The sequence below is a fragment of the Clostridium sp. OS1-26 genome, assembly GCF_030915445.1.
Lineage (GTDB): Bacteria > Bacillota > Clostridia > Clostridiales > Clostridiaceae > Clostridium_AM.
In genome coordinates, this window is the sequence record NZ_CP133264.1 from 1,793,700 (window position 1) to 1,818,442 (window position 24,743).

At 31.0% G+C, this 24,743-nt stretch carries 26 protein-coding genes and 1 pseudogene; 15 read left to right on the plus strand and 12 right to left on the minus strand.

Annotation, left to right across the window (positions count from 1 at the left end):
- Nucleotides 1-126: 126 nt before the first annotated feature.
- From RCG18_RS08940 to RCG18_RS08950, 3 genes are all read left to right on the plus strand, one after another.
- Nucleotides 127-3,726: a cell wall-binding repeat-containing protein gene (locus RCG18_RS08940; protein ID WP_308040958.1), complete on the plus strand. Its 3,600-nt coding sequence runs from the start codon at nucleotides 127-129 to the stop codon at nucleotides 3,724-3,726.
- Between the two features lie 317 nt (nucleotides 3,727-4,043).
- Nucleotides 4,044-5,648 (plus strand): Ig-like domain-containing protein, encoded by a 1,605-nt coding sequence (locus RCG18_RS08945; protein WP_308040959.1) that lies wholly within the window; start codon nucleotides 4,044-4,046, stop codon nucleotides 5,646-5,648.
- A gap of 2 nt (nucleotides 5,649-5,650) precedes the next feature.
- A complete protein-coding gene (locus tag RCG18_RS08950) occupies nucleotides 5,651-6,079 on the plus strand; it encodes a cell wall-binding repeat-containing protein (RefSeq protein WP_308040960.1) in 429 nt (142 codons plus the stop codon).
- A gap of 140 nt (nucleotides 6,080-6,219) precedes the next feature.
- Here the strand turns inward: RCG18_RS08950 and RCG18_RS08955 are convergent, their stop codons facing one another.
- On the minus strand, nucleotides 6,220-6,627 hold the full coding sequence (locus tag RCG18_RS08955; RefSeq protein WP_308040961.1) for a hypothetical protein: 408 nt from the start codon (nucleotides 6,625-6,627) through the stop codon (nucleotides 6,220-6,222).
- A gap of 250 nt (nucleotides 6,628-6,877) precedes the next feature.
- On the opposite strand from RCG18_RS08955, the gene RCG18_RS08960 reads away from it, so the two are divergent.
- The 5 genes from RCG18_RS08960 to RCG18_RS08980 all read left to right on the plus strand — a co-directional run bounded on the left by RCG18_RS08960 (nucleotide 6,878) and on the right by RCG18_RS08980 (nucleotide 11,026).
- On the plus strand, nucleotides 6,878-7,456 hold the full coding sequence (locus tag RCG18_RS08960) for an SLAP domain-containing protein (RefSeq protein ID WP_308040962.1): 579 nt from the start codon (nucleotides 6,878-6,880) through the stop codon (nucleotides 7,454-7,456).
- Nucleotides 7,457-7,544: 88 nt separating this feature from the next.
- Nucleotides 7,545-7,868 carry an SLAP domain-containing protein gene (locus RCG18_RS08965; protein WP_308040963.1) on the plus strand — a complete coding sequence of 108 codons (324 nt, stop codon included), beginning with the start codon at nucleotides 7,545-7,547 and terminating at the stop codon, nucleotides 7,866-7,868.
- Between the two features lie 17 nt (nucleotides 7,869-7,885).
- Entirely contained in the window at nucleotides 7,886-8,428 is a 543-nt protein-coding gene (locus RCG18_RS08970; RefSeq protein WP_308040964.1) for an SLAP domain-containing protein, read from the plus strand.
- A 314-nt stretch (nucleotides 8,429-8,742) separates the two neighbouring features.
- Nucleotides 8,743-9,849 (plus strand): TolC family protein, encoded by a 1,107-nt coding sequence (locus RCG18_RS08975; protein WP_308040965.1) that lies wholly within the window; start codon nucleotides 8,743-8,745, stop codon nucleotides 9,847-9,849.
- A 13-nt stretch (nucleotides 9,850-9,862) separates the two neighbouring features.
- On the plus strand, nucleotides 9,863-11,026 hold the full coding sequence (locus tag RCG18_RS08980; RefSeq protein ID WP_308040966.1) for a TolC family protein: 1,164 nt from the start codon (nucleotides 9,863-9,865) through the stop codon (nucleotides 11,024-11,026).
- A gap of 177 nt (nucleotides 11,027-11,203) precedes the next feature.
- Here RCG18_RS08980 and RCG18_RS08985 read toward each other — a convergent pair whose 3' ends face one another.
- Nucleotides 11,204-12,667: a cell wall-binding repeat-containing protein gene (locus RCG18_RS08985; protein ID WP_308040967.1), complete on the minus strand. Its 1,464-nt coding sequence runs from the start codon at nucleotides 12,665-12,667 to the stop codon at nucleotides 11,204-11,206.
- Between the two features lie 309 nt (nucleotides 12,668-12,976).
- On the opposite strand from RCG18_RS08985, the gene RCG18_RS08990 reads away from it, so the two are divergent.
- Nucleotides 12,977-14,812 carry an O-antigen ligase family protein gene (locus RCG18_RS08990; protein ID WP_308040968.1) on the plus strand — a complete coding sequence of 612 codons (1,836 nt, stop codon included), beginning with the start codon at nucleotides 12,977-12,979 and terminating at the stop codon, nucleotides 14,810-14,812.
- Nucleotides 14,813-15,055: 243 nt separating this feature from the next.
- Nucleotides 15,056-16,278: pseudogene (locus tag RCG18_RS08995) on the plus strand (IS256 family transposase).
- A 164-nt stretch (nucleotides 16,279-16,442) separates the two neighbouring features.
- Here RCG18_RS08995 and RCG18_RS09000 read toward each other — a convergent pair.
- The 10 genes from RCG18_RS09000 to RCG18_RS09045 all read right to left on the minus strand — a co-directional run bounded on the left by RCG18_RS09000 (nucleotide 16,443) and on the right by RCG18_RS09045 (nucleotide 19,985).
- Nucleotides 16,443-16,889 (minus strand): DnaB-like helicase C-terminal domain-containing protein, encoded by a 447-nt coding sequence (locus tag RCG18_RS09000; RefSeq protein ID WP_308041986.1) that lies wholly within the window; start codon nucleotides 16,887-16,889, stop codon nucleotides 16,443-16,445.
- Nucleotides 16,890-16,891: 2 nt separating this feature from the next.
- Nucleotides 16,892-17,473, minus strand: a complete 582-nt coding sequence (locus tag RCG18_RS09005) for a DnaB-like helicase C-terminal domain-containing protein (RefSeq protein WP_308040969.1) — start codon at nucleotides 17,471-17,473, stop codon at nucleotides 16,892-16,894.
- Complete coding sequence (locus tag RCG18_RS09010) at nucleotides 17,463-17,633, minus strand: DnaB-like helicase N-terminal domain-containing protein (protein ID WP_308040970.1); 171 nt, start codon at nucleotides 17,631-17,633, stop codon at nucleotides 17,463-17,465. Before RCG18_RS09010 ends, RCG18_RS09005 begins: the two co-directional genes overlap by 11 nt.
- A gap of 16 nt (nucleotides 17,634-17,649) precedes the next feature.
- Entirely contained in the window at nucleotides 17,650-17,790 is a 141-nt protein-coding gene (locus RCG18_RS09015) for a hypothetical protein (protein ID WP_308040971.1), read from the minus strand.
- A 75-nt stretch (nucleotides 17,791-17,865) separates the two neighbouring features.
- Entirely contained in the window at nucleotides 17,866-18,126 is a 261-nt protein-coding gene (locus RCG18_RS09020; protein WP_308040972.1) for a hypothetical protein, read from the minus strand.
- 33 nt (nucleotides 18,127-18,159) lie between these two features.
- Complete coding sequence (locus RCG18_RS09025) at nucleotides 18,160-18,423, minus strand: hypothetical protein (protein ID WP_308040973.1); 264 nt, start codon at nucleotides 18,421-18,423, stop codon at nucleotides 18,160-18,162.
- 238 nt (nucleotides 18,424-18,661) lie between these two features.
- Nucleotides 18,662-19,096 carry a hypothetical protein gene (locus tag RCG18_RS09030; protein ID WP_308040974.1) on the minus strand — a complete coding sequence of 145 codons (435 nt, stop codon included), beginning with the start codon at nucleotides 19,094-19,096 and terminating at the stop codon, nucleotides 18,662-18,664.
- A 260-nt stretch (nucleotides 19,097-19,356) separates the two neighbouring features.
- On the minus strand, nucleotides 19,357-19,509 hold the full coding sequence (locus RCG18_RS09035; RefSeq protein ID WP_308040976.1) for a YvrJ family protein: 153 nt from the start codon (nucleotides 19,507-19,509) through the stop codon (nucleotides 19,357-19,359).
- Between the two features lie 19 nt (nucleotides 19,510-19,528).
- Nucleotides 19,529-19,747: a DUF2922 domain-containing protein gene (locus RCG18_RS09040; RefSeq protein WP_308040977.1), complete on the minus strand. Its 219-nt coding sequence runs from the start codon at nucleotides 19,745-19,747 to the stop codon at nucleotides 19,529-19,531.
- A 13-nt stretch (nucleotides 19,748-19,760) separates the two neighbouring features.
- Nucleotides 19,761-19,985: a DUF1659 domain-containing protein gene (locus RCG18_RS09045; protein ID WP_308040978.1), complete on the minus strand. Its 225-nt coding sequence runs from the start codon at nucleotides 19,983-19,985 to the stop codon at nucleotides 19,761-19,763.
- Between the two features lie 273 nt (nucleotides 19,986-20,258).
- Between RCG18_RS09045 and RCG18_RS09050 the strand changes: the two genes are divergently transcribed.
- From RCG18_RS09050 to RCG18_RS09070, 5 genes are all read left to right on the plus strand, one after another.
- Nucleotides 20,259-20,582, plus strand: a complete 324-nt coding sequence (locus RCG18_RS09050) for a glycosyltransferase family 2 protein (RefSeq protein WP_308040979.1) — start codon at nucleotides 20,259-20,261, stop codon at nucleotides 20,580-20,582.
- Nucleotides 20,579-21,010, plus strand: coding sequence for a hypothetical protein (locus RCG18_RS09055; RefSeq protein WP_308040980.1), 432 nt, complete (start codon nucleotides 20,579-20,581; stop codon nucleotides 21,008-21,010). Before RCG18_RS09050 ends, RCG18_RS09055 begins: the two co-directional genes overlap by 4 nt.
- A gap of 26 nt (nucleotides 21,011-21,036) precedes the next feature.
- The gene (locus RCG18_RS09060) at nucleotides 21,037-21,810 is read left to right on the plus strand and encodes an ABC transporter permease (RefSeq protein ID WP_308040981.1); all 774 of its coding nucleotides are present in this window, start codon (nucleotides 21,037-21,039) and stop codon (nucleotides 21,808-21,810) included.
- Between the two features lie 37 nt (nucleotides 21,811-21,847).
- Entirely contained in the window at nucleotides 21,848-22,585 is a 738-nt protein-coding gene (locus RCG18_RS09065; RefSeq protein ID WP_308040982.1) for an ABC transporter ATP-binding protein, read from the plus strand.
- A gap of 253 nt (nucleotides 22,586-22,838) precedes the next feature.
- Nucleotides 22,839-24,686, plus strand: a complete 1,848-nt coding sequence (locus RCG18_RS09070; RefSeq protein ID WP_308040983.1) for a DUF4422 domain-containing protein — start codon at nucleotides 22,839-22,841, stop codon at nucleotides 24,684-24,686.
- The last annotated feature ends 57 nt before the right edge of the window (nucleotides 24,687-24,743 follow it).

The window sequence follows — 24,743 nt, forward strand, 5'->3', positions numbered from 1 at the left end:
AATATAACTGAGCCACAATGCTTTACATAAGGCTTGGGAGTATTTTAATAAAGTATATATTTAAAAATATATATATATATTAAGAATTTTAATTAAAATTCACTTAATCGAGGAGGGTATTACAGTATGAGTAAAAAAGGTACAAAAGCACTTGCAAGTGCTACACTTATGTCCTTAGTTTTAACAACAGCTTTATCAGCTGGCCCAGTTAAAGCAGCAGCAGGACAAGTAACAAGAACAAGTGGTGCAGACAGATATGCAACAGCAGCACAAGTTGCTACAACAAACTGGACAACTAGCGACAATGTAGTATTAGTATCAGGTGAAGGATATGCAGACGCAGTAAGTGCATCAGCATTAGCTAAAAAATTAAATGCACCAATACTTTTAACTACAGCAGGATCATTAAGCTCAGATACTAAAGCAGCATTAAGCACATTAAAAGCTAAGAAATTATATGTTGTTGGTGGAAATGCTTCAGTATCAGCTTCAGTAAGAGCTGAATTAAAAGCTAACTATAGCTTAGTAGAATTAGGTGGAGCTAACAGATACGAAACTAACGCAGCTGTAGCTCAACAATTAGTTGACTTAGGAGTAGATCCAAGCAACGCAATCATGGTTGGAGGAGAAGGATTCTCAGATGCTCTATCAGTAGCTCCAATCGCAGCAGCAAAAGGACAAATTCTTTTATTAGGAATGAACGATGCTAACTACATGCAACCTGTAATTAACTTTGTTAAGAAGAACAAGACACAAGTTACTGTAGTTGGAACTAAAAATGTTATAAATGAAACTATATACAGCGCTGTTAACGCAGTAAAAAGAGTTGACGGTGGACAAGATAGATTCGATACAAACTTAAAAGTTTTAGCTGCATTCAAAGATACAGTTAAAATGGATCACGTATTTGTTGCTAATGCATCAGGAAACGGATATGCAGATGCTCTAGTAGCTTCAGCTATAGCTGGAAAAACTGCTGCTCCATTAGTGTTAGTTGACAAAGATGGAACAACTGCTACAAGCAATGCTGTAAATTACATCCAAAATAATGCTACAAAAACTACTGATTTAAATGTTGTAGGTGGAACAGGTGTTGTTTCAGAATCTACTGTTACTAATATAAACAATGCTGTTAACGGAACAACTCCAATTGGAGATGGATCTGTTAGTTCAATAACTGCTTCAAGTGCTACTACATTCCAAGTTAAATTCAACGGAGCAGTAGATACTTCAAAAATCACAGCTGATGTAACAAGAGGTGGTACTGCAGTTGCATTAACTTCATCTTGGGATTCAAGCAACTCAGTTCTTACTTTAACTTATTCATCAAACTTACCAGAAGATACTTATACAGTAACTGTTAAGAAGGGTGACACTGAGTTATCTAAGAAAGATGTAGCAATAACTTCACAAAAAATAGGTAAAATGGAAATAACTTCAACTACATTAGGTGTTACAACACCAACTACTAATGCAACTGGAACTGCTATAGGCGGTAACGGATATGCTGTTTACAAAGTATATGACCAATATGGAAATGATATAACAACTTCAGGTATAGCTCAAGGTATTACTTGGACTTGTGGATTAGGAACTGTTACTGGACAAAATGGATTATTAGAAGTTGTACCATTCACTGGAGCTACTAACTTCTTAACTCAATACAGCACATGCACAATAAACGGAGTTGACCAAACAACAGGTATAACTGTAACTTCTAACTTAACAGTAACTCCAACAACAGGAACACTAAGCGATATAAAATTAAATAAATTATATTGCTCAAATGATGAAAAAGCTATATTTGCAAATGGAGATACTACAGATTCATTCTACATTGATTACACAGCTAAAGATTTAAGTGGAAATGATACTAAGAATAAGAAGTTAATCGAAGCTGGTTTAATGCGTGATGGAAATGGAAAAATCACTGGATTAGTTTCATCAAATGAAAGCTTAGTTAAGGTTTCATTAGTTGCAGATCCAACAAACAGCGATAATGGATTAATAAAGGTTGAGCCACAATCAGGAAAAACTGTTGTTGCAGACCAACCAGTTGTTATAACTATGTTCACAAGCAACGGAAAATCATCTACTATAACTTTAACATTAAAGAAAGATTCACAAGTAGATAAATTTACATTAATGGCACCAAGTGAAACAGTGTGCGCTGGAGATAAGGCTGTATTAATACCATTTACAGCATATGATCAAAATGGAAAACAATTAACTAAATACTCTGACATAGCTGATGCTGTTACTATCACAAGTGGATTTAATACTGGATTAAGCTTAATATCTAACCCAGACGGTACTGCTTCACTTCAACTTAATGTAGATGACAACGCAGTTTCAGGTGGATTAAGCTCACAATCATATACAATCCAAGCTGTTACAAACAACACTGGTAAATTCAGCAGCTTAAATATAGTAGTACAAGCAAAAGCTAAGCCAAATACACTAAGTGTTACAACTAAAGTAGCTGTTCCAAGCATGGAAAGCGGAGCTGTACAAAACTTAGACTTTGGTGCTAACTTCAGCGACTTAACAATGAAAGATCAATATGGCAGAGTATTTGATATGTCAAACCAAGATACAAACAAAGATTACTATTATGTAAAAGCTGTATCAAGCAATACTGGAGCTGTAAGAGTAAATCAAGACATAGCTTACAATGCACGAAATATTCAAATACAAGCTGTAGGTGGTCCAAAATCAGGAAGTTCTACTGTAACTTATACAGTTTATAAAGCAACAGGAGGACAACTGCCATCAAGCACAGATCCAGTATTAAATACTGTAACTTCAATTGCACAAACTTATGCAGTTGTAGATACAAAAGATATTAAAGATTACACAATCGATAAGATTGCAACATTATATAACGTAGCTCCTGTAACGGCTAGTGGTGTAATAGTACCTACTGTAACTACTTCAAGTGCTATTGGTACTACATTTGCTACAGGTGCAACTGATACTATTCCAGCAAAACAAAACTGGATTAAAACAAGCAACGTAAGTAAGTTCAGAACTGAAGCTTTTGTATATGGATTAACTTCTGGTGGTGGAAAGGTTGCTTTAGCTAATACTGACATATTATCAGTAGCTGTAGACAATAGTGAAGACTTTACACCAGACTTAGTAGATAACTACTTTACAACAGCTACAGTTGGAGTATATGCTAAGGCAACATTAAGCTCAACTAAACCAACTGCAACAGGTACTTTAACAGTTACAATTAAGAGTGCTGATGATTTAGTTCATACTGCATACACTACAGTAACTTCAAAGGATGAAATACCAGTTGCTAAATCAGTTGGAATAAATGTAACTAAAGGCGATGCTGATGAAGATGGTACAAATAAATATAATAAAAATATAGTTTACAACGACTTCACAGTTGCTGGAAACAATATAACAATGTCAAAAACCTTATTTAACAAAGTTAACAATCAAATAATGTCAAAATACAGCCCAACAGGAGCTAAATCAGCTTCACCAGTATACATGTTTGCTGTAGATCAATATGGTACAAAAACTGCTCCATTCTTAACTTATAATGCAAAAGTAACTAGTTCTAGAAAGGATGCAACAGCACCATCAGTAAGTATAGATGGTCAAGGTAAATTAACAGCATCAAACATTGACGCTGGTGATACAATTACAATTACTGGAACAACTGCTACAGGTTTAGTACAGTCAATGAACCTTAAAATTACTAACTAATTAAATTACTTAATTGCATAAAATAACTTAATTAAGAGAGGGAAGGAGCATACAGCCTTCCTTCTCATATTTAAAAAGGTATCGGACAAAACTGTGCAGCATATCTATATATCAAAAAGTAGTCAGGTCCTACTCTGACATAATAAAAAATTAATCTAATCAATACAAAGAGTATCACCTTAGATACTCTTTTATTCTTTTTGACAATGTAATAAAAGTGAGTTTTTAAGAATAATATATTCAAGTCAGTTTAAATATCTTACATTTTGTGCTAATATTAGATATCATAGAGAAATTTATACATAGGGGTGAATTTTATGAGAAAAAAATATTACATTCTAAATATCATTTTTATAATGATGTTTTTATTAATGTCTATGAATGCAAATGTATTGGCGGATCCAACTGTAAAAGTAGTGTCGATAAGCTTAAATAAAACATCAGATACCCTTTCTGTAGGAGGGACAGACAATTTAACTGTTACTATAAATCCGTCAAATGCAACAGAGCAATCTGTAAGATGGGCATCATCCAATACTAATGTGGCAACTGTATTTAATGGAGTTGTAATGGCTATAGCACCAGGAACTGCTGTTATTACAGCAACTTCTGAGGATGGTTTTAAAAGTGCAGCATGTATGGTTACTGTTACTAATCCTATAATTACAGTTAGCTTAGATAAAACTAGTGAAATATTTACAGTAGGTGAAACGGGTATGCTTAAAGCTACTGTAACAAAGACTAATATGGATCGAAGTACGGTTGTCAATCAAATGGTCACCTTCAAATCCTCAAATAATGATGTAATGCAAGTTGGAGGTAATGGTTTTGTATATGCAGCAGGTCCAGGAACAGCAACTATTACAGCCTCTACTGAAGGTGGAAGCAACGTTGCTGCTTGTTTTGTAACTGTTAATGCTAAAAATAATACAAGCTCCTTAGTTTTAAGTAAAAAAGCTGCTTTTATAGTAGTTGGGGGAACAGATAAATTAACGGCAAGTGTAGTATCAACAGGTACAGTAAATCCAGTAGTAAATTGGACTTCCTCTGATCCTAATGTAGTAAAAGTATTGGAAGGTATATTGCTAGGTATGAACCCAGGAACTGCAGTTATTACCGCAACTACAGCTGATGGTACTTCTACTGCAACCTGTAGTGTAACAGTATACACTGCAGGAACAGTGCCTATTTCATTACAATCAATAAGCTTAAACAAAACCAGTACTAAATTAACAGTAGGAGCATCTGAAACTCTTACGGCTGCGTTAAATCCAGCAAATGCAACAAATTACTCATTAGTTTGGAAGTCTTCAAATCCAAATGTAGCATCGGTGAATGGCAACGGAGTAGTAAGTGCACTTAGTGCTGGAAGTACACTGATAACAGTAAGCACTTCGGATGGAACCATAAGCTCCTCTTGCACCGTTACAGTTGCTGATAAAAGTATTCCAGCAAGTACTATAAATACAACAAGACTTGGTGGAAGCGATAGATATGAAACTTCAGTTGCTATTTCAAAATCGAATTGGAAGGGAACTTCAACCTATGCCGTTCTTGCATCTGGTAACGGTTTCGCTGACGGTTTAAGTTCAGCGGCTTTAGCAAAAAAATATAATGCACCAATTTTACTTACAGAAAAGGACTCTATACCTGATAGTGTGTTAGCGGAAATCACAAGGCTTCATGTAACTAATGTTCTTATAACAGGTGGAGTTGGAGTTGTATCACAGTCTGTTGAAAAGAAGCTAAATTCACTTGGAATAACTACAGAAAGAATTGGCGGAAAAGATAGGTATGAAACCTCAATAAAAGTTGCTGAAAAGGTAGGCAGCACAAATGGAGAAGTAATCATTGCTAATGGCTATCAGTGGACAGATGCGTTGTCCATATCTTCAATAGCTGCAAAAAGGGAACTCCTATAATATTGGCAGATAAAAACACCTTACCAGATTCAGTAAAGACATATATCAATAACAACAAAATTACTAAAGCCTATGTTTTAGGTGATACTGATATAATAAGCGATAAGGTTGCAAATAAGCTTCCTAATATCACAAGAATAACAGGAAACAATGAGTACGAAAGAAACATCAATATTATTAAAAACTTTCAAAATGATATAGATTTCAGCAATATATGTATAGCCTCAGGAAAGGACTTCCCAGATTCATTATCAGGTTCTGCATTAGCAGCAATGAATTCTTCAGCAATAGTACTTGTAGATGATAAAAATTCACAAGGGGTAACTACAGAGTTCATAAAAGGAAAGTTATCCAAAGTCAGCAATGTGTATATATTTGGATTACAGGGAGCAGTAAATGATAGTGTAATTCAAAGTCTATTTAATAAGTAAAATAGTAAATGAGACTATTCAAATATTATTATAGTATTTGAATAGTCTCATTTAACGTAATGAAGCTTGGAAACATATCCGGTTGTATAAGTTAACTGACCGTCTAGTAACCCTACATATTGTATGTAAATTCTTTGATGTTATTTAGAGATAATAACTAAAATTAGATCCTTTCCTGCCTTTTGAAATAAAAAGTTTGCCATATGCTTGTCTTTTTTAGCTGAAATTGCAAAGTACTGTTGACCTTGTGCGATGGTCCATCCATCCTTTTTAAGCATTTTTTCGTAATCTTTATAAACCTTCTCATCAGTAGTATCTTTAATTGTATATCTTGCAGTAGTAAAAGGAGACTTATCAGTAGGAGTGGTAACCTGAGTTGCCTTTGTCTGATTGTATGAAGGAACATATTTTATTTCCTCAGTATAAGTTATTTTAGGAGTAAAACCTAAGCTAATGTTATTATTTGATTTCAGCAAACTATATGAAACCAAACCAACAGCAAGAATAGCTATAACTAAAATTACAATATTACGGGTATTTTTTTTCATAAGAATCACCTCAAATTATTTTAATTAATCTTTATTATTTTATCCAACAGAAAATATTCTAATATATTTTAGAAAGTATATCAAGTACATTGATGCAAAGTATACAAACTGTTAAAAATATAATTAGGCAGAAAAAATTATAATAAGCCTAGCATTTTTTTACTCTTCAATGCTAAGAAGATATATGATATAATATAGTTTGAATTCAATTTTTAAACAATTTATACATTTTAGAAAGGAAAAGTATTTTATGAGTTATAATGATCAAGAGAAATTCGATGGTACCATTATTATAGATGACAGTTTAGGCGAGTCGATAACGATTAGCGCAAGAGGACAATATTTAGATGATAATCATATACATAAGCTTTCACCGAATGGTAAAGTAATTATTAGTATACCAAAAGATATAAATGATGAAACTTCAAGGGAAGTATTAATTAGCGAATTATTAAAGCTTGGATTTGAAAATATACCAGAAGAATTAAATGAAGAGGAACTTAAAGATATTATAGGCTTTGCAATAAGTAAAATGGATAAAGAAGCATCATATGGACAGATATATCCTTTTATAGTAAAAAAATGTGAAAATGATGATTTATCAATTATACTATTGATGAACAATAAAAATACTTTTCCATTTGAATTAGCACAGCTTCCAATTACATTGAAAGATGCAGAAGAAAAAGTTGTTTTTGCTGATTTTGTAAAGTTAAATAAAGCAATTTGTGCTGAAAAAACAGGGATATACTATATAAAAGTCAATAAGGAAGATGTAAAAGAAAAAGACATGGACTTATCAACCTGGTCAATAATATTTCAAGTGTAGAATGTAAAATTTACAGTATTATTTTTGAAAAAATTATTTAATGAGCTTATAATAAAAATATAGTACATTAGAAAAATAGAGGTGTAAAATGGCAAAGGAAATAAAAAATATGGAAAATAACGAAATCCAAAATAAAGAAGACAATAGAGAATATGTACCAACCATCCTTTCACTTTTGGAGTTTGATGAGAATGTAATGTCTGATGTTCAAAAAGAAATTTTAGAAGAAGAATTATCAGAGTTTCAGCAAATAAAAGAAGGAGAAGTTAACATAGCTGGTGTTTATGTTTACGATTCAGGAAATAAAGAAGATAAGATAGAAGTTAAGGCTTATATTAGAAATGGCTTGACAAAAAGTATAGATCTTGAGAGTATACCACTTTTTATATCAAACTCAAAAAACAAATACTAGCATATCAAGTATTTAATTTGAAAAGTTTAGGAACTATTCCTGCTCATTCAGCAAGACCTGTAAAGCTTTATTTTGAGAGAAAAAATGTAAATGCGGACAGCATTGATACAAATGACTGGAATATAGCTTTTGATGCTAAGCTTAATGTTGCTAGAAGAGTTAAAGTACAATATGAAGATTTACCAGAAGGAATTAGTTTAGAAGATAAACTTGTTTATGATAATTTCTTAAAGGAACTGCCAGAGCTGCAAGAGGGTCAATTTACGATATCTACTTTTAGTATAGGTATGCAAAAAGAAGGCAATATAATAGTTTCATTAGTTATGAGAAATGCTGCTGATAAACCATTTGGAATAGGTAGATTACCTGTGACTTTAAGAGATGGAAATGGAGTAGTAATATTCTCAGAAGAATTTGAGCTAACTAATTTTAAAGTTAATCCTATTAGAGCAAAGATATGTAATATCATGTTCCCAACTTCAGTAAAAATAGAAGAAGATATGGAATTAAAGAATTGGTCAGTATCTTTTAACTTAGAGCAAGTAGGAACAAAAAGATAGTTAATTAAAAGTAAATAATTTAGTAAAGCTATAACTTTTGTAATAATTAAGGTTATAGCTTTTATCTTAAGAGACGTAAATGCTGGAAAGTTATGAGTTATGGGAATATATATCTAACAATGAAAATAATGTATGTGTAAATTAATTAAAAACTTAATATTTCAATATTGAACCAATATTGTATATATGCTATCATAATTATCATAGAATACAATTATTGAAACATATAGCTTTATAGCTAAATTAAGTAAATGATAGTACATATGGTTAGATAAAGGGAAACAAGTTTAAAGGTCTAAGAAGGGAGAAATTAAATGAATAGGAAGAAGATACTGTCTATTTTCATTATTGGATTAACACTTATTTGCAGCAGTACAGCTATAGCGGCTCAAACCACTGCAGACAATTCATTAGACATCGAGAAGGTTGCCATAAAGGCTATAGACAATTCTATACCAGTTAAAACCTATGAAAGGAATACTGATAATGCCAATAAGCTATACAACTATACAGTAGCTGGTGCGCAGAAAGCAATATATTATGGTAAAGCAAGTGTACAAGCAATTATAATTGCTCCTTGGGAGGCAAAGAACAACTTTAATCAATTTGTAATTAATAAAGGGGTTGTAAAAAATGCTGTAAGAATAAATGCTTATTCAAGTTACATAAATCTTTTAAAAGCAAATTATGCAGTAAATATTCAGCAGCAATTAGCTGATAGTATGTATAAAGAGAATCAAAAAGCTCAATCACAGTTAGCAAATGGTCAAATATCAAGAAGCGATGCAAGATTAGCACAAATAAATTATGAAAAAGCTGTCCTTGATCTAAACAAATATAAAAATAGTTTTGATTCAGCATCTATGGCTGTAAATTTAGCGATGGGTGAAGATATAAATAAGAGATATACCACTTTAGTTGATAAAAATATAGTGCCTTCAAATAAGCTTAGAACATTAGATAACTATGTAAAAGGTGCACTGCAAAATAGAGCAGAAATTGTAAATGACCAGAACACAGTAGATACAAAGAAGAAGGAACTTGAGTATACGCAGTATGAGAGGTATTCAGATTATGAGTTTTATTTACAACAAATTCAAACTGATATAGATAATTCTCAAAATACCTTAGATGAAGATAAAATAAAGGTTCAATTGGATATTAACAATGGTTATAAGCTTCTTGAAACCAATAAAAAGACAATGGAAAGTAAACAAGCTGCTTGTGACCTTGCACAATCAAATTATGAAGCAGGAAAGGTTCAATATGATAATGGAATGATTACATTAAAACAATATCAGGACATTCAAATTGCTTTAGCTAAAGCACAGATGGACCTTAAAAATGCACAGTTAGATACATGGCTGCAGCAGACAATGATGAGCTATGCAAGTGACGTTGGATATGTAGCAAAAAAATAGAAGAGGTGATATTATGAAAAAGAAATTTATAATTCCAATGGTATTGACAATGACAGTGGCAATTTCGATGCCAATATATGTATCTGCAGACACTGCTGCAACAAGTGCAGCTTCAAATACTAATGTAACAGTTAGTGATACTTCAACAAATGCTCCAGCAGCACCTACCAAGTTAAGCCTTTCATTAGAAGATGCATTGAATCGTGTAGAAAAAGGCTATAATCAAATAGTACTTGATGATAAATATATTGAAATTTTAGACAGGCAGCACCAAAATGAAATAGGTCGTAAAGATTCTTTGAAGAAAACTTCTGGTAGTGCCCCATCTGAGGACGAAGCGAAAATATTAAACTATAATGTACCTGTCGCACTATATAACTTAAATGATAAAAAGCATCAGAGGGAAGTTGATTTAAAAAGTGCAAAGGTTACAATAACAACAGAATATCAAAATATACTTGCTGCCCAATTGAAAGTAGAGTTGATAAATAAACAAATTGCAAACCTGCAAAAACAAATTGATTTAACAAAGGAGAAGATTAAGGTAGGAATGGCTAAAGACTCTGACCTTGATACATATAAAGCTTCAATGGCAACCTTACAAGCAAATCTTAGCTCAGTAAAGATTGCAATAGATTCATCTATGATTACTTTAAAAAATGATTTAGGACTTGACCTAGATACTGAATTGACTCTTACTTCAAAACCAATGGAGTATGTAAAGTATGATGGATCAAAGGTTGATGCCCAAATACAAGGGGCTATAGACAATAGCTATAGTTTGAAAGCATTACAACAGCAAATTGATAATGAAAACATACTAATTGATCTTTACAATAGATATGGAGATACTAAGAAAAGTACTGAAGATATAACACTTCAAGGCTTAAAGGATCAGCTAGATTTAAAACCAAATGCTATAAAGGTTCAATTAAAGGTTCAGTATAACAGTTTGAAATCCTTAGAAGATGGTGTAGAAGCTGATAAATTTGCTATAGAAGCTGCGCAAATAAGCTTAGACCTTATACAGCAAAAATATAACTTAGGACAAGCGATTTATTTAGAAGTATTTAACGCACAGCTACAACTTGACAGTGCAAAGAATACTTTACAACAGGATATAATTTCATATATGACTGCAGTAACAAGCTTCCAAAATAGTTTAGAATTACAATAACAATTAAAGATCCCCTTATATTATATGCATGTTAATATAAGGGGATTATATTTTAATGTTTTATAGATAAACCAACTAAAAAACAGCCTTATGGAGAGAGATATTTTTTTTAAAACGAACTTAAGTTTTAAAATATATCTCGACACATAAGGCTATTTTTAACTATGATTATTTATATTAATTAGTAACAGAAGCTTCAATACCGGAACTTATTGAATTAGTATCTCCTAAGATTATTACATTCTTATAATTGTTATTTTTGATGTAACTTTTAACATTAGAAGCATCATTGCCTACAAGAATAATTGGAGCACCATATTTTGCAGCTACTGAGCTTCCAGTAAGAGCATTTTTAAAGTCAGTTCCAGTAGCTAGTACTATTGTTGAATTGTTACTAGAACTAAAGGCTTTACATATATTCATTGAAGTTTCATATCTGTCTGCACCAAAAATTCTAGATACATCATTAGAATAACCCTTTAATGAACTATAGACATTTTCAGAAACCACTCCAGAACCACCTATAACATAAATTTTTGAAGGCTTAATCTTTGTAAGTTGATCAATTGTCTCCTGTGGAATACTATTTTGCTCAGTCAATAATATTGGATAACCTTTAGCTGCTGCTATACTGCTGATACTTAAAGCATCAGGATAGTTCTCGCCGTTCACAATAACAACAGGAGTATTTTCTGCTATATTTAATTTGTCATTGATTTGACTACAGGTACCATATCTGTTATCCCCACCAAGTCTAATTACAATGAAGCCGTTTTTCTTGAAAGTATTTTCAATATCAGAATTTATTGCTCCTTCTTTTCCTAATATGTATACGGAGCCGCCTTTCTTAAGGTTAGTATTTACATAGTCATACACTTTGGAATCTTCACTTGTATTCATAAAAAATACTGGAGCTTTAAGCTTTGAAGCTAGTACTGTGCCTGATAATGCATCAGCAAAGCTTGTACCAGAAGTTATTATTACATTATCAAGTGGTGAGTTATTTAATTCAGCAGCCATATCAAACATAGAGTTCAATCTTTTATGTGCTAATGTATTTACTGATGGTTTATTATTTACCTCTGAAGTATTGCCTGCATCAGGTATTATACTTCCTGATGGAATATATGGAAGTCCGCCAGTTAATTGTTTATATAGAGCCTCATCTATTACATTTTCTGAAGTTACACCACTATATTGTAAATCACCATCTTTAAATTCCCAACAATATGAGTTGTATTTAACTAAAGGATATCTACTTGGCTCTACATTTAAAAATTTATAAAAGGTTGTATTTAATTTAGTTATAGGATCCTCGTAGGTTACAGTATTGGGGTCTATAATATTATTAGTTATATAGTATATATTTTCATCCTGTGGAATGAATTGCTGGCCTTTTAATGTGGAAGTAGAGGTATCAAGGATCTTTCTTACTATAACTGAATCCTCAGGCATTGATTTGGCAGCTTTAATAAGCTCATCATAGCCCATTTTACTAAGTGAAGAAACATCAGAAGCAGCTGAAGTAGTAACTGTTGTATCTTCTGAAGCAGCCTTTATAGGTTGAATTGACCATGCTGTAGTTATACAAAGTGATAAAGTAAGGGTAGAAATAAGTTTCAAATATTTACGTGAATTCATCAAAATAACATCTCCTGACATAATTTCTATTGTTAATAATTTTATATGTAGGTTAATTATATCAAATAGTATTAGACAGTTAAATAGTTTAACAAAAAATTGACAATTATAGCGGCATACAGATATTATTAAGGCATAAGGGGCTTAAATGAAGAAATCAGAATGATATTATTTATTTGCACATAAAGTAATTTGTTAAATTTTTTGCAAAAATTTCATGAGAAAAAGTTGTATATACTGGCAAAATACATTAATATTAAATATGTGTAGTATTTTGTAATTTATAAGCTGTATATTGGAGGTAAAAAAATGCGTGACGATTTGTATAGAGATATGTATGGAGAAACTGGCAGTGACAAGTGGTACTATGCAGTACCATTAGCATTTTTGGTGTCTGTAGTACCATTAATAGTTTATGCTAAGGTAATGAATCTACAAGGAGATTATTTTAAATATTGGGGTGGTGCTAGTCAAAGTCTGGATTTTTTCTCATATTATAAAGCGGTATGGATTATAATATCACTCGCTTTTGTGCTTATAGCATTTTTAATAAGCTTATTTTCTAAAAATATAAAAATCAATAAAATGGCAATTTATATACCGATAGCTGTATATAGTATTATGGTTATTCTCTCAACAGTTTTTTCAGATTATAAGCAAATAGCTTTATTTGGATTTGTTGAAAGATATGAAGGTATGTTAGTTATTTTAAGCTATATAATCATTTTGTTCATAACTATTAATTTAGTTAAAGATGAAGAAAGTATTAAGGTTATACTGATTTCACTTATATGTTCAGCAATTGTTATAGGAACAATTGGTATTCTTCAATATTTTGGACATGACTTTTACAAAACACTTGAGGGTAGAAAGTTAATTCTTCCTAGATCACTTCAAGATATGGTACAAACCTTAAAGTTTCAATTTGGTGATAAAATAATCTATTCTACGTTGTACCATTATAATTACGTAGGAAGCTATATGGCGATGCTATTTCCATTGACTTTTACAATGTTCTTATTGATTAAAAATAAATTTTATAAGATACTTGTTGGAATAGTTTCTGTACTTATGTTTTTAAATTTAATACTATGTCATTCTCGTGCTGGCATAGTTGGCGGCGCTGTTTCAATGATAGTTTTAATTATAGTAATGAGAAATTTCTTTATTAAAAATTGGAAGGTTACAGTAGGTGCTGTATTAGTGGCAATTGTTGCCCTTGTTGGATTTAATGCATATTCTAAAGGAGAGCTGGCTAATAGAATAGGCTCTTTATTTAAGGATGCTGAAACTTTAAGAAAAGATAATCAAGCTGCAGTTGTCTTAAAGGATATAAAAATACAAAATGATATAGTAGAAATAGTATATTCTAATCAAACTTTAAAAATAAAAAACACAGCTGACAGTTTAGTTTTTGAAGATGCTTCAAATAATATAATAAATTCAAATGTGGATAAAGTTAGTGGAAAAGTAATCCTTTTAAATGATAAATATAAGGATTGCAATATAATTTTTAAAGATTATTCTAATGGTAATAAAAAATATGTTGTTCAGGTTACTAGAAATGGGGTTGCCCTATCATTTTGGTTTGAAAATGACAAATTTAGCTACTTAAATTATAAAGGTGATCCAGTTGCTATTAAAAATGTAGAGAAGTGGGGTTTTGAAGGTAAAGAAAAATTAGGATCTGCTAGAGGATACATTTGGTCTAGAAGCATTCCATTATTGAAGCATACTTTTATATTAGGATACGGCCCAGATACATTTGCTGCAGTTTTTCCACAGGATGATTATGTAGGAAAGCTTATTGCCTATGATACTGATAATATGTTGGTAGACAAGGCTCATAATATATATCTTGAAAATGCAATTAATATAGGAATTATTGGAACAATAGCTTTCTTGGCGATTTTTGTGATGTATTTTATATCAAGTATTAAGATGTATATAAAGAGAGACTATGATGATTTTTATTCTATAGCTGGACTAGCTATATTCGTATCTGTTATGGGATATTTGGGAGCAGGATTCTTCAATGACAGCGTTGTTTCTGTAGCTCCAGTGTTCTGGGTGTTACTTGGAATAGGTATTAGTATAAACTATAAATTAAAAAATGATATGATTACCGATAAGAGTAAAGCATAAGAATATAAAGGTGAGAATGTAGAGATAATGCTATGCTCTCTTTGTAATGGGTAGTTGAAATAAAAATGTCCGTTATAAAGAGAGTGTAGCATTTTTCATTTATTGGGAATTTAAAAGTAGAAGGTCATAGACATATTTTATCGAAATCCCTATATAATAGCATCTATTACGAGCCTGTGAAAAAAAGTCTGTAAAAACAGCTTTCTATGATAAAATATAAAATCATAGGAGGCTGTTTTTGTTATGGTAAAAAGAAGAAAACCAATGAATGAAGGAAAGAAAAACATTATAGCTGCACTTCTGCAAGAGTATGACATTCAAACTGCTGAAGACATACAAGATACATTAAAAGATCTTTTAGGTGGAAACATTCAATCAATGCTGGAATCAGAAATGGATGAGCATTTAGGCTATGCGCCATATGAGCGCACATACAGCTCAAATGCGAGGAATGGAAAGAAGAGCAAAACAATTCGAAGCAAGTATGGTGAGATGGAAATTGACGTCCCACAAGATAGAGAAAGCTCTTTTGAACCGAAGGTTGTACAAAAACGGCAGAAGAATATTTCAGCTATAGAAGATAAAATTATAACCATGTATGCTAAAGGACTTACTACAAGACAAATTTCTGAGCAGATTGAAGATATTTATGGATTTGAAGTGAGCGCAGGCCTGGTATCTGATATCACAAATAAACTTCTTCCTGAAATTGAGATATGGCAGCACAGACCGCTATCTAGTGTGTATCCAATTGTTCTTATAGATGCAGTTCATTTTTCCGTCAGGGATAATAACGTTATACGCAAGCTGGCTGCTTACACCATTCTTGGCATAAATGAAGAAGGAAGAAAAGATGTTCTTTCCATCCAAATTGGGGAGAATGAAAGTAGCAAATATTGGCTAAGTGTTCTGAATGAGTTAAAAAATAGAGGAGTAAATGATATTATCATAGTTTGCGCAGATGGTTTAACAGGCATAAAAGAATCTATAGCAGTAGCATTCCCTAATACTGAATATCAGCGTTGCTTAGTTCATCAGGTAAGAAGTACCTTGAAGTATGTAGCTGATAAGCATAAGAAGGAGTTTGCAGCTGACCTTAAAACTATATACCACGACCTTCGGAAGAAGTTGGGCATCAACATATGGAGAAAATAACTGAGAAATGGCAAGATCAATATCCAAATGCTATGAAGAGCTGGAAAACAAACTGGGATGTCATTAGCCCAATCTTTAAGTTTTCTGCTGAGGTAAGAAAGGTTATATATACTACTAATGCAATTGAAAGCCTAAATAGTACCTATCGACGCCTTAACAGGCAAAGAAGCGTATTCCCAAGCGATACAGCTCTTCTCAAGGCTCTGTATCTCGCTACCTTTGAGGCGACTAAGAAATGGTCTCTACCTCTAAGAAACTGGGGAAGAGTGTATGGAGAGTTGTCTATAATGTATGAAGGAAGGCTTAAATAGCTAAGAAAAATACCTTTAAAAAAACATCCTACGAAGGATGTCCTTGACATGCAATTAATTTATAACTATATTGTAATAAAGGCATGAAAGCCTCTCGAAGACCTTCATGCCTAAAAAATACTTATCATAGAAAGCTATTTACAGAGAAAATTTCACACTCTCTATTACCAACACCTCTGTGTCTCCGGCTTCCACCTAGGCCTTACCGTACCCACTCCGCCGTTTCTATTTCTAGATACAATACATTCAATAATTCTCTTACTCTCACTTCCCTTATTATAATATTCATCTCTATACAAAAACATGACTATATCAGCCTCTTGTTCTATACTGCTTGAATCTCTCAAATCCGAAAGCATATGCCTGTGCTCGCATCTACTCTCTGGTGCCCTAGAAAGCCGAGAAACCAAAAGTACAGCTACCTCCAATTCCTTAGCCATAAGCTTTAAATCCCTTGTTATTTTGGCAATCTCCATGTTTCTATTCTCCGCAAACTTTACACCTTCAATAAGCTGAAGGTGATCTATAACAACAAAATCTAGTCCCTCTTCTATTTTAAGTTTTCTGCATTCGCTTTTTATTAGACTGAGCTTAAAGATTTTGTTGTATATCTTTAAATTGCTTTCTGAAAAGGTTGATGCAGCATTGGCCCCATCTCAAGATTGAAAAAAGCTGTTTTCACATTTTCTTTTAAAACGGAATGTATAATCAAGTTAAGTGCTACAGCAGTTTTTCTCATAGAAGGTCTTGCAGCAAGAATAATTAAATCTTCCTTTTGAAGTCCTCCAATAAGCTTGTCAAGTGACTTATGTCCAGTTTTTAACCCCTGTATCTCTCCGCCTTTTTCATATCTAGTCTGCAGTGTATCCATGTATTTGTCCATAAGACATAACATTTCTCCGCTTTCCTTAGCATCGGTGGAGTCAAGCTGCATTAGAGAATTTTGAGCATATTCAATAACCTCTGCTGTGGAGGCTTCTTCCTTTTCAAGTTTGCTCTTTGAGGTTTCTAGTATTTTCAAAAGCTCTCTGTAGCTGGATTTTTCTTTTACTATCTGAGCATAGCTTTTGATATTTTGAACTGTAACAGCTGCAGCTATAATGTTACTTATGTAGGACATTCCTCCAATGTCCTTAAGTCCTTCTCCTGTGCTGCTGCAGAAGGTAATAATGTCTATTGGAGCTCTATTTTTCATACATTTGCAGTAAGTTTTTATATATGGCTTTATTCCGTGAGCTGTAAAAATTATTGGGAGTAACAATTCCCATAACTTCACATATACTGTCATTGTTCATGAATATTGATGACAGCACATTTTTCTCTGCGTCAAGATTGTACATTTTTTCTGTATTCACAATAAACTACCCCTTTCTAATCTACATACCTGTAAGCATCTTCGTTAATTCTGCTTCTAGTTTTATTTAGTTTTTTATTAAGAGTTTCCAGGGTTGTTATACCTTCTGTCTTGTAATTCCTTAAAATGCTGTCAATTATACCCAATATGCTTGACATTATATTTAGCTGCTTGTTCTATAGTTTTTATTATGACTTTTTCTTCAAAGCCTTTTGTCCAAAACCTAAACTTTTCTATTTCAAGAATTGACGGCTGTTTTCTAGCTGTTGTTTCTTTTCACATGAAGCTTTCTCTTTTCCATTTAAAAGTGCACTTTCATCATCGTCATTCTTTAATGGCATTTTAACTTCTTTAAAATCAGTATTAACTTTCCTTGATTCTATGCCGCTGAAAATAATTTTTAAATCATAGTTTCTCTCAATGCATATTTGATGAAATTTCTTTACAAATTCTTTATTTTTAATCTGTTTAAGCTCTTTATTTATACAAAGCAATGTATTTTTGCTATTTATATAGTTATACTTTATCTAGTTTATTATCATAGGTTCGTTGGTTTTAGAACAGAGTAAAATTTTGCCGTAATCAATAAACTTTTTAATAGGCTTATTTACTGTTTCTACATCATAGCCTAATTCTAAAGAAATTAGCTTTTTTACCACTTTAAATATGCCACATTGCTTGGTTTTTGAATTTGTCATAATATAAACGTAAAAATATCTTTCCTCTGGAGTAAGCTCCATTACAAAATCATCCTGCCAGAATTCTGTTTGTAATTGTCTATATGATGCCATAATAACTCATCTCCCCTAAATATTTTTTAAGTTTTAAAAATGCATTCTTTTTTCTCATAACTGCAGTTTTATAGCAGACTTCTTTGGCTCTTGCATAAGCCCTCAGGCTTTTATTTTCATAGAAAAACCAGTATATGATTTCTTTTTCCTCAACACTTAGCTTCCTTAAAGCTTTAGCCCTAATAATTAAACATAAAATATCCTCATTATTAATAATAAAACCCCCTTTTACTCAACATCAATAAAGCAGATAGCTGTCTTTTAAAGTTGCAATACCTAAAGAATTTGCAATTTCTTTAATTTTATATAGTGTTCTATTTAAAGTTTTCATGGCACTTTTGTATTTAATACCCTTATTGCAGGCAAATACTCGTAAGTCTCCAACTTCAATAAATTCCTTCAGTATTTCGATATCATATTCTGTTATTTTTTTATAACCGTATGTGCTGTAATATGCTTCTAAGGTAAGCATACTTAAAATATTCTGCACATTGCATTTAGCTTTAGTGTTTTCAGCATTTAATAAATTATCATTTAAATCTACTGCTGCATTTATATAGGAATATTTGCTGTACTTTTTCAATAAAGATATTGATTGATAATTTATTGATTTTTTAATGTATCTAAACAAAAAGTATGCACTATCACCTTCAAAGCCTAAAAAACATTTCATGATAATTAAATTGCATTCTGATTTAAAATCATTTAAGGATAATGAGTATTCTTTTTTGTAACTATAATAATAGATAAATGACAGTTTATGATAATATAATGCTTCATAACACAAAATTTTCTTTTTAAACCTGTCGATAAGTTTTTAGAGATTTCTTAAATAAATATGATTTTTTTATTGCAAATATCTTATAGCAATTAATTTTGAAATGATAAAAAAATAGCAGGTACAAGAATATTTTAATTCTTGTACCTGCTATTTTAAGCAGAGGTGGACTTGTTAATAACATTGGATAGATTATTTATACTCTGTGTCAGCACTTCCAGTTTAGCTTCCAATCTTACCAGCAGATATACTGAAACTACAATTGGAAAGCCGACGTTTCCAATCATGTTTAACAGCTCATTACTCATAATAATTTACCCTATGTGCTTATTTCACTGATAAATCAGTGCTGCTCTTATCAATTAACTCTGCTGAGTCTATGGCTTTTAGATCTCCGCCAGAGGTTGCAAATATGTTTTTAGCCAATATTACCTCCATTGCAGCTTTTGCTTCTGAATCTGTAATATCTTCCTTAACATTGTTAATTCTTACCGCTGTCTTTTTGCCAGCTTCATTTAAAAAGTTCATTACTAAAGGTGTACTCATCTACCTTTCCCCCTTACGCATTCATTATTCCACTTTGGTCTTCTCTGACGATTTCGTTTAAAGGTTTACCGATCAGCTTTCCTAGTTCTACAGAGACATCATATATATCCTGATCTGAAGCAGTGGTTTTTACCTTTGAAAACCTCTGTGTTTTTATTATTTCTTTCCCTTTGGCATCTACACCATCCTTGTATTTTAGTAGTAGTGTAGTCTGAAGTTTTGTTGCTGTTGCAGCCATTTTATCATCCCCTTGTTTTGCTTAATATTTGATTAAAGTAACTGTTACAGGCAATATAGAATTATATAAAATATTAGAAGTGATATGATAATTGACTTGTATTTTGCCAATTAATCTTAACTCTGTGTAAAGGGGATTGATGTAATTTAATTTATCAAAGTAAAATTTTAGATACAATTATATGTAAAGTCATGTAGTAATATTTTAGATATTGAATTTAAAATGCTTAAATGTTATAATTTTGGAGAATAAAGTAGTTTTAAGGAGGTGTTTATGCAGCACTTAGTTTCTATTATTATGCCTTGTTATAACTCCGAAAATTATATTGAAGAAGCTATTAAATCGGTTATAGGACAAACATATGAAAATTGGGAACTTATTATAATTGACGATTGTTCTAATGATAATAGTATAAGTATAGTTAAAAAATACTGTATGCAGGATAAACGAATTTTGTTTTATCAAAACGAGAAAAATATTGGAACCGCAAAAACAAGGAACAAAGGAGTTGAATTTGCTAAGGGACAGTATATAGCATTTCTAGACTCTGATGATATATGGTATAAGGAAAAACTCAATAAACAGGTGTTTTTTTGAACCAAAATCCAAACTATGATTTGTCTTCCTCCTCGTATGAGATTATTGATGAAAATTCGAATAAGATAAAAGATTATACAGTGAAGGAAAGAGAATTAAAATATACTGATTTGTTAAAAGAGAATGTTATTGGGTGTTCCACAGTAATTGGAAAGAGCGAATTATTGAAACACAATCAGTTTAAAAGTGATTTTAGTCATGAGGACTTTGTTTTGTGGCTTAGCTTGCTCGGTAAAGGCAAAAAAATTTATACCATGAACAAGATTCTTGTAAGATATAGATATAATAAAGGTTCAAGGTCATTTAATAAAGTAAAGGCTGCACATGATAGATGGAAAGTCTTAAGAGAAAGTGAGAAATTTAATGTTTTTAAAGCATTTTACTATATGTGCTTTTATTTTTTTAACGGATTAAAAAAATATAAATAAAAATATAAGATAGGTTAAGGTGTAATATGAAATACATTAATAATTTTATTAGATACAGGTATTTACTATCATATCTTGTATTTAGAGATATAACGGTAAAATATAAGCGTTCGATCTTGGGGATTGCTTGGAGTATATTAAATCCTTTGTTGATGATGTCAGTTATAGTAACTGTTTTCCAAGGCTTTTTTAAGATGAATATTGATAATTATCCAGTATACTTTCTTACTGGTTCACTGATTTACAACTTTTTTTCAGAGGCAACGACCTCTTCTTTAACGGCCATCTTGGGAAATGCTAGTTTAGTAAAAAAAGTTTATATACCAAAATATATATTTGTGCTTGAAAAATGCTTGTTTGCATTTGTTAATGCTCTTTTTTATTTTGTAGCACTTATTATTGTAATGATTGTATTAAAGACCCCAATAAAACCACCACTATTTTTGTCCTTTATACCATTAACATATTGTCTTGTTTTTAGCATAGGATTTGGCATGATAATTACAACATTAAACACATTTTTTAGAGATACAGGTCATTTATATAGTGTTTTTATAATGGCTATGATGTATTTAACGCCAATTATTTATCCTATTGATGCTATTCCAAAAGAAATAGCTGATATGCTAAAATTTAATCCACTATTTTATTATGTACAATATTTTAGAGATTTGATTTTGTATAACAAGGTACCTGATTTACAGTTAAATTTAATCTGTATATCAATTTCTTTAAGTTTTTTAATAGTAGGAATGATTGTTTTTAAAAAATATCAAGATAAATTTATATTATATATGTAAAATAAATTTATACTAATTAGATAATTGGAGATGCTTTATGAGTGTTATTATAGATGTTAAAAATGTTTCTATGAGTTTTAATATGTCTAAAGAGCGTATAGAAAGCTTAAAAGAATACTTTATAAAAATGGCAAAAGGACAGCTTCATTTTACAGAGTTTGTAGCTTTGAATGATGTAAGTTTTAGTGTGAATAAGGGAGAAACTGTAGGTATAGTAGGACTTAACGGTAGTGGAAAAAGTACAATATTAAAAATAATATCTGGAATAATGAAACCAACAAAAGGTAGTGTTTCAGTTAGTGGTACAATTGCTCCACTAATAGAGCTTGGAGCAGGATTTGACATGGAACTTACTGCAAGAGAGAATGTATTTTTAAATGGATATGTTCTTGGTTATTCTAAAAAACAGATAGAAGATAAATTTGATGAGATTATTGAGTTTTCAGAACTTGGGGAGTTTACTGATGTAGCTGTTAAAAACTTTTCTTCCGGTATGTATGCTAGATTAGGATTTTCTATAGCTACTGCAATAAATCCTGAAATTTTAATTGTAGATGAAATATTGGGCGTTGGTGACTTTTTATTTCAGGAAAAATGTGAGAAACGTATAAAGGAAATGATGTCAAAAAACACTACAGTTTTGTTGGTGTCCCATAACATTGATAAAGTTAAAAAAATGTGTAGCAAAGTAGTTTGGCTTGAAAAAGGTAAATTAAGAATGTTTGGTGATACCGATGAAGTTTGTGCTGCATATCAAAGTGCAGAGAGACATTAAAAATGAACGGAAAATAAGTTGTTTATATGTTTTGGAAATACTTAGGGCTCAGCTTTGGCAAGAGAAAAGATTAAATTTACCTTAATAAAAGGTAACTCAGAAAACAAACTTTCTATGTAAAGTTTGTTTTCCTTCTATTTGGAAGAAATCAGAATGAAAGAGAAAGATAAAATAGTTTTTGATGGAGATGCAGAACAAAGGTAAGACTACACAACAAAAAATCAAAAACTGATTAATTATAAAGAGGTTAAATATGTCTAAAATAAAAATATTTTCAACTCAAAGAAGAGATATGAATGACGTCGCAGTAAAAAATGATATTTTTGTGCCAATTGCTAGTGGGGCTTGTTTGGGTAATAATACACAGCATGATGGTGATAATACTGCCGATAATATTTCTCATAAAAATCCTACATTTTGCGAGCTAACAACGCAATATTATGCTTGGAAAAATGTTCAAGCAGATTATTATGGTTTTTCTCATTATAGAAGATATTTTTCATTTTCTGATGAGCTATTTAAAACTAAAGATTGGAATATAGTTGAAAAAGATAAATTAGATGAAAGTTCGATAAATGATTTGAAATTAAACGATATAGATAAGATAAAATCGATAGTTGAAAGTCATGACATTATTGTTCCATATCCTGAAATTCTTTCAAATAATGGATTCAAAAATGTATATGAACAATACAAATCTAATAAATTTTTAAATTGTTTAGACTTAGATTTAATGTTACAAATTATAAAAGATATATATCCAGATGATTTTGATGTAGCTAAAGAATATATTTATGGGGATAAGGCTTTTTTTTGTAATATGTTTATTATGAAAAAGGAATTGTTTTTCGAATATAGTAAATGGCTCTTTGATATTTTGTTTGAATTTGAAAAAAGATGTGATATGAGTAATTATTCGCAGCAAGGACTACGTACACCAGGGCACATTTCAGAAAGACTATTTGGTATTTACTTATTAAAGTTAACTAAATTAAATAAATATAAAATTAAAAATGTTCAATACGTTATTTTTAAAGATGTAAGTAAGCATGAAGATTTATTACCCGCTTTTAATGAGAATGCTGTGACAATTGCTTTAGCTTGCAGTGATTATTATATGCCATACTGTGGCACAACTATATATTCATTTTTGAAAAATGCAAATAAAAAATATAATTATGATATTGTGTTGCTTGAACATGATTTGAAGCCATTTAGTAAAAATCTATTAATTAATATGGTTAAACAATTTTCAGATATTAAAGTGTCATTGCGATTCGAAAATGTGAAATATTATCTAGATTACAATAATATTAATGACTATCAAATATTTGGTTATTATTGTCTATTGATACCGAATATTTTTAAAAACTTTAAACGGGTACTATATTTGGATTCTGATATGATTGTAAATGATGATATTTCTGAATTGTGGTTTGAAGATTTTGAGAATAAAAGCATTGTGGCAGCTTATGATTTGTTCAAAATTGCCGACGCTAATGGATTGAATAAAGAAAATAAATTTTATCATACTAAGATGGCTTGGATGAAAGAAGCTAATCTTTTAAATCAAATAGATTCAGGTGTTTTGTTATTTAATATAGAAAAAATTAATGAATCAAAAAACAAAGATATGATAAACTATGCAAATATAAATAAATTTGAGGTTCCTGCAAAAACTGTGATGAATCTCTTATTTCAAGAGGATATAAAACATATTTCTTTCCAATGGAATTATGTGCCGACAAAGTTTACTAATTTTGAAGAAGAGGTAAAATGCTTGCCTTATAATTTGTTTCAAGACTATAATGAGGCGTCGAAAAAACCTAAGATTATACATTTTTCAAGTTGTGATAAACCTTGGAATAACGTATATCTGGAATATGCTGATAAATATTTTCAAATTTTAAAGGAAACATATTTTTATGAAATAGTAACAGAGAGAAGAATGAATGATATGCTTAATGGTTCTATAAAGCATAAGTTTAGAGTTGAGCGCGATGATGATAATTTTAACAATTTAAGAGAGATGCTTTTACCGTATGGTAGCAGGCGAAGAAATTTCGTAAAAAAAGTGTATTATATAATTAAGAAGAGATAATTGGATAATGTTTTATTGCAAAGTAAGTTTATTATGCCATTTTAAAGAAAAAAGGTG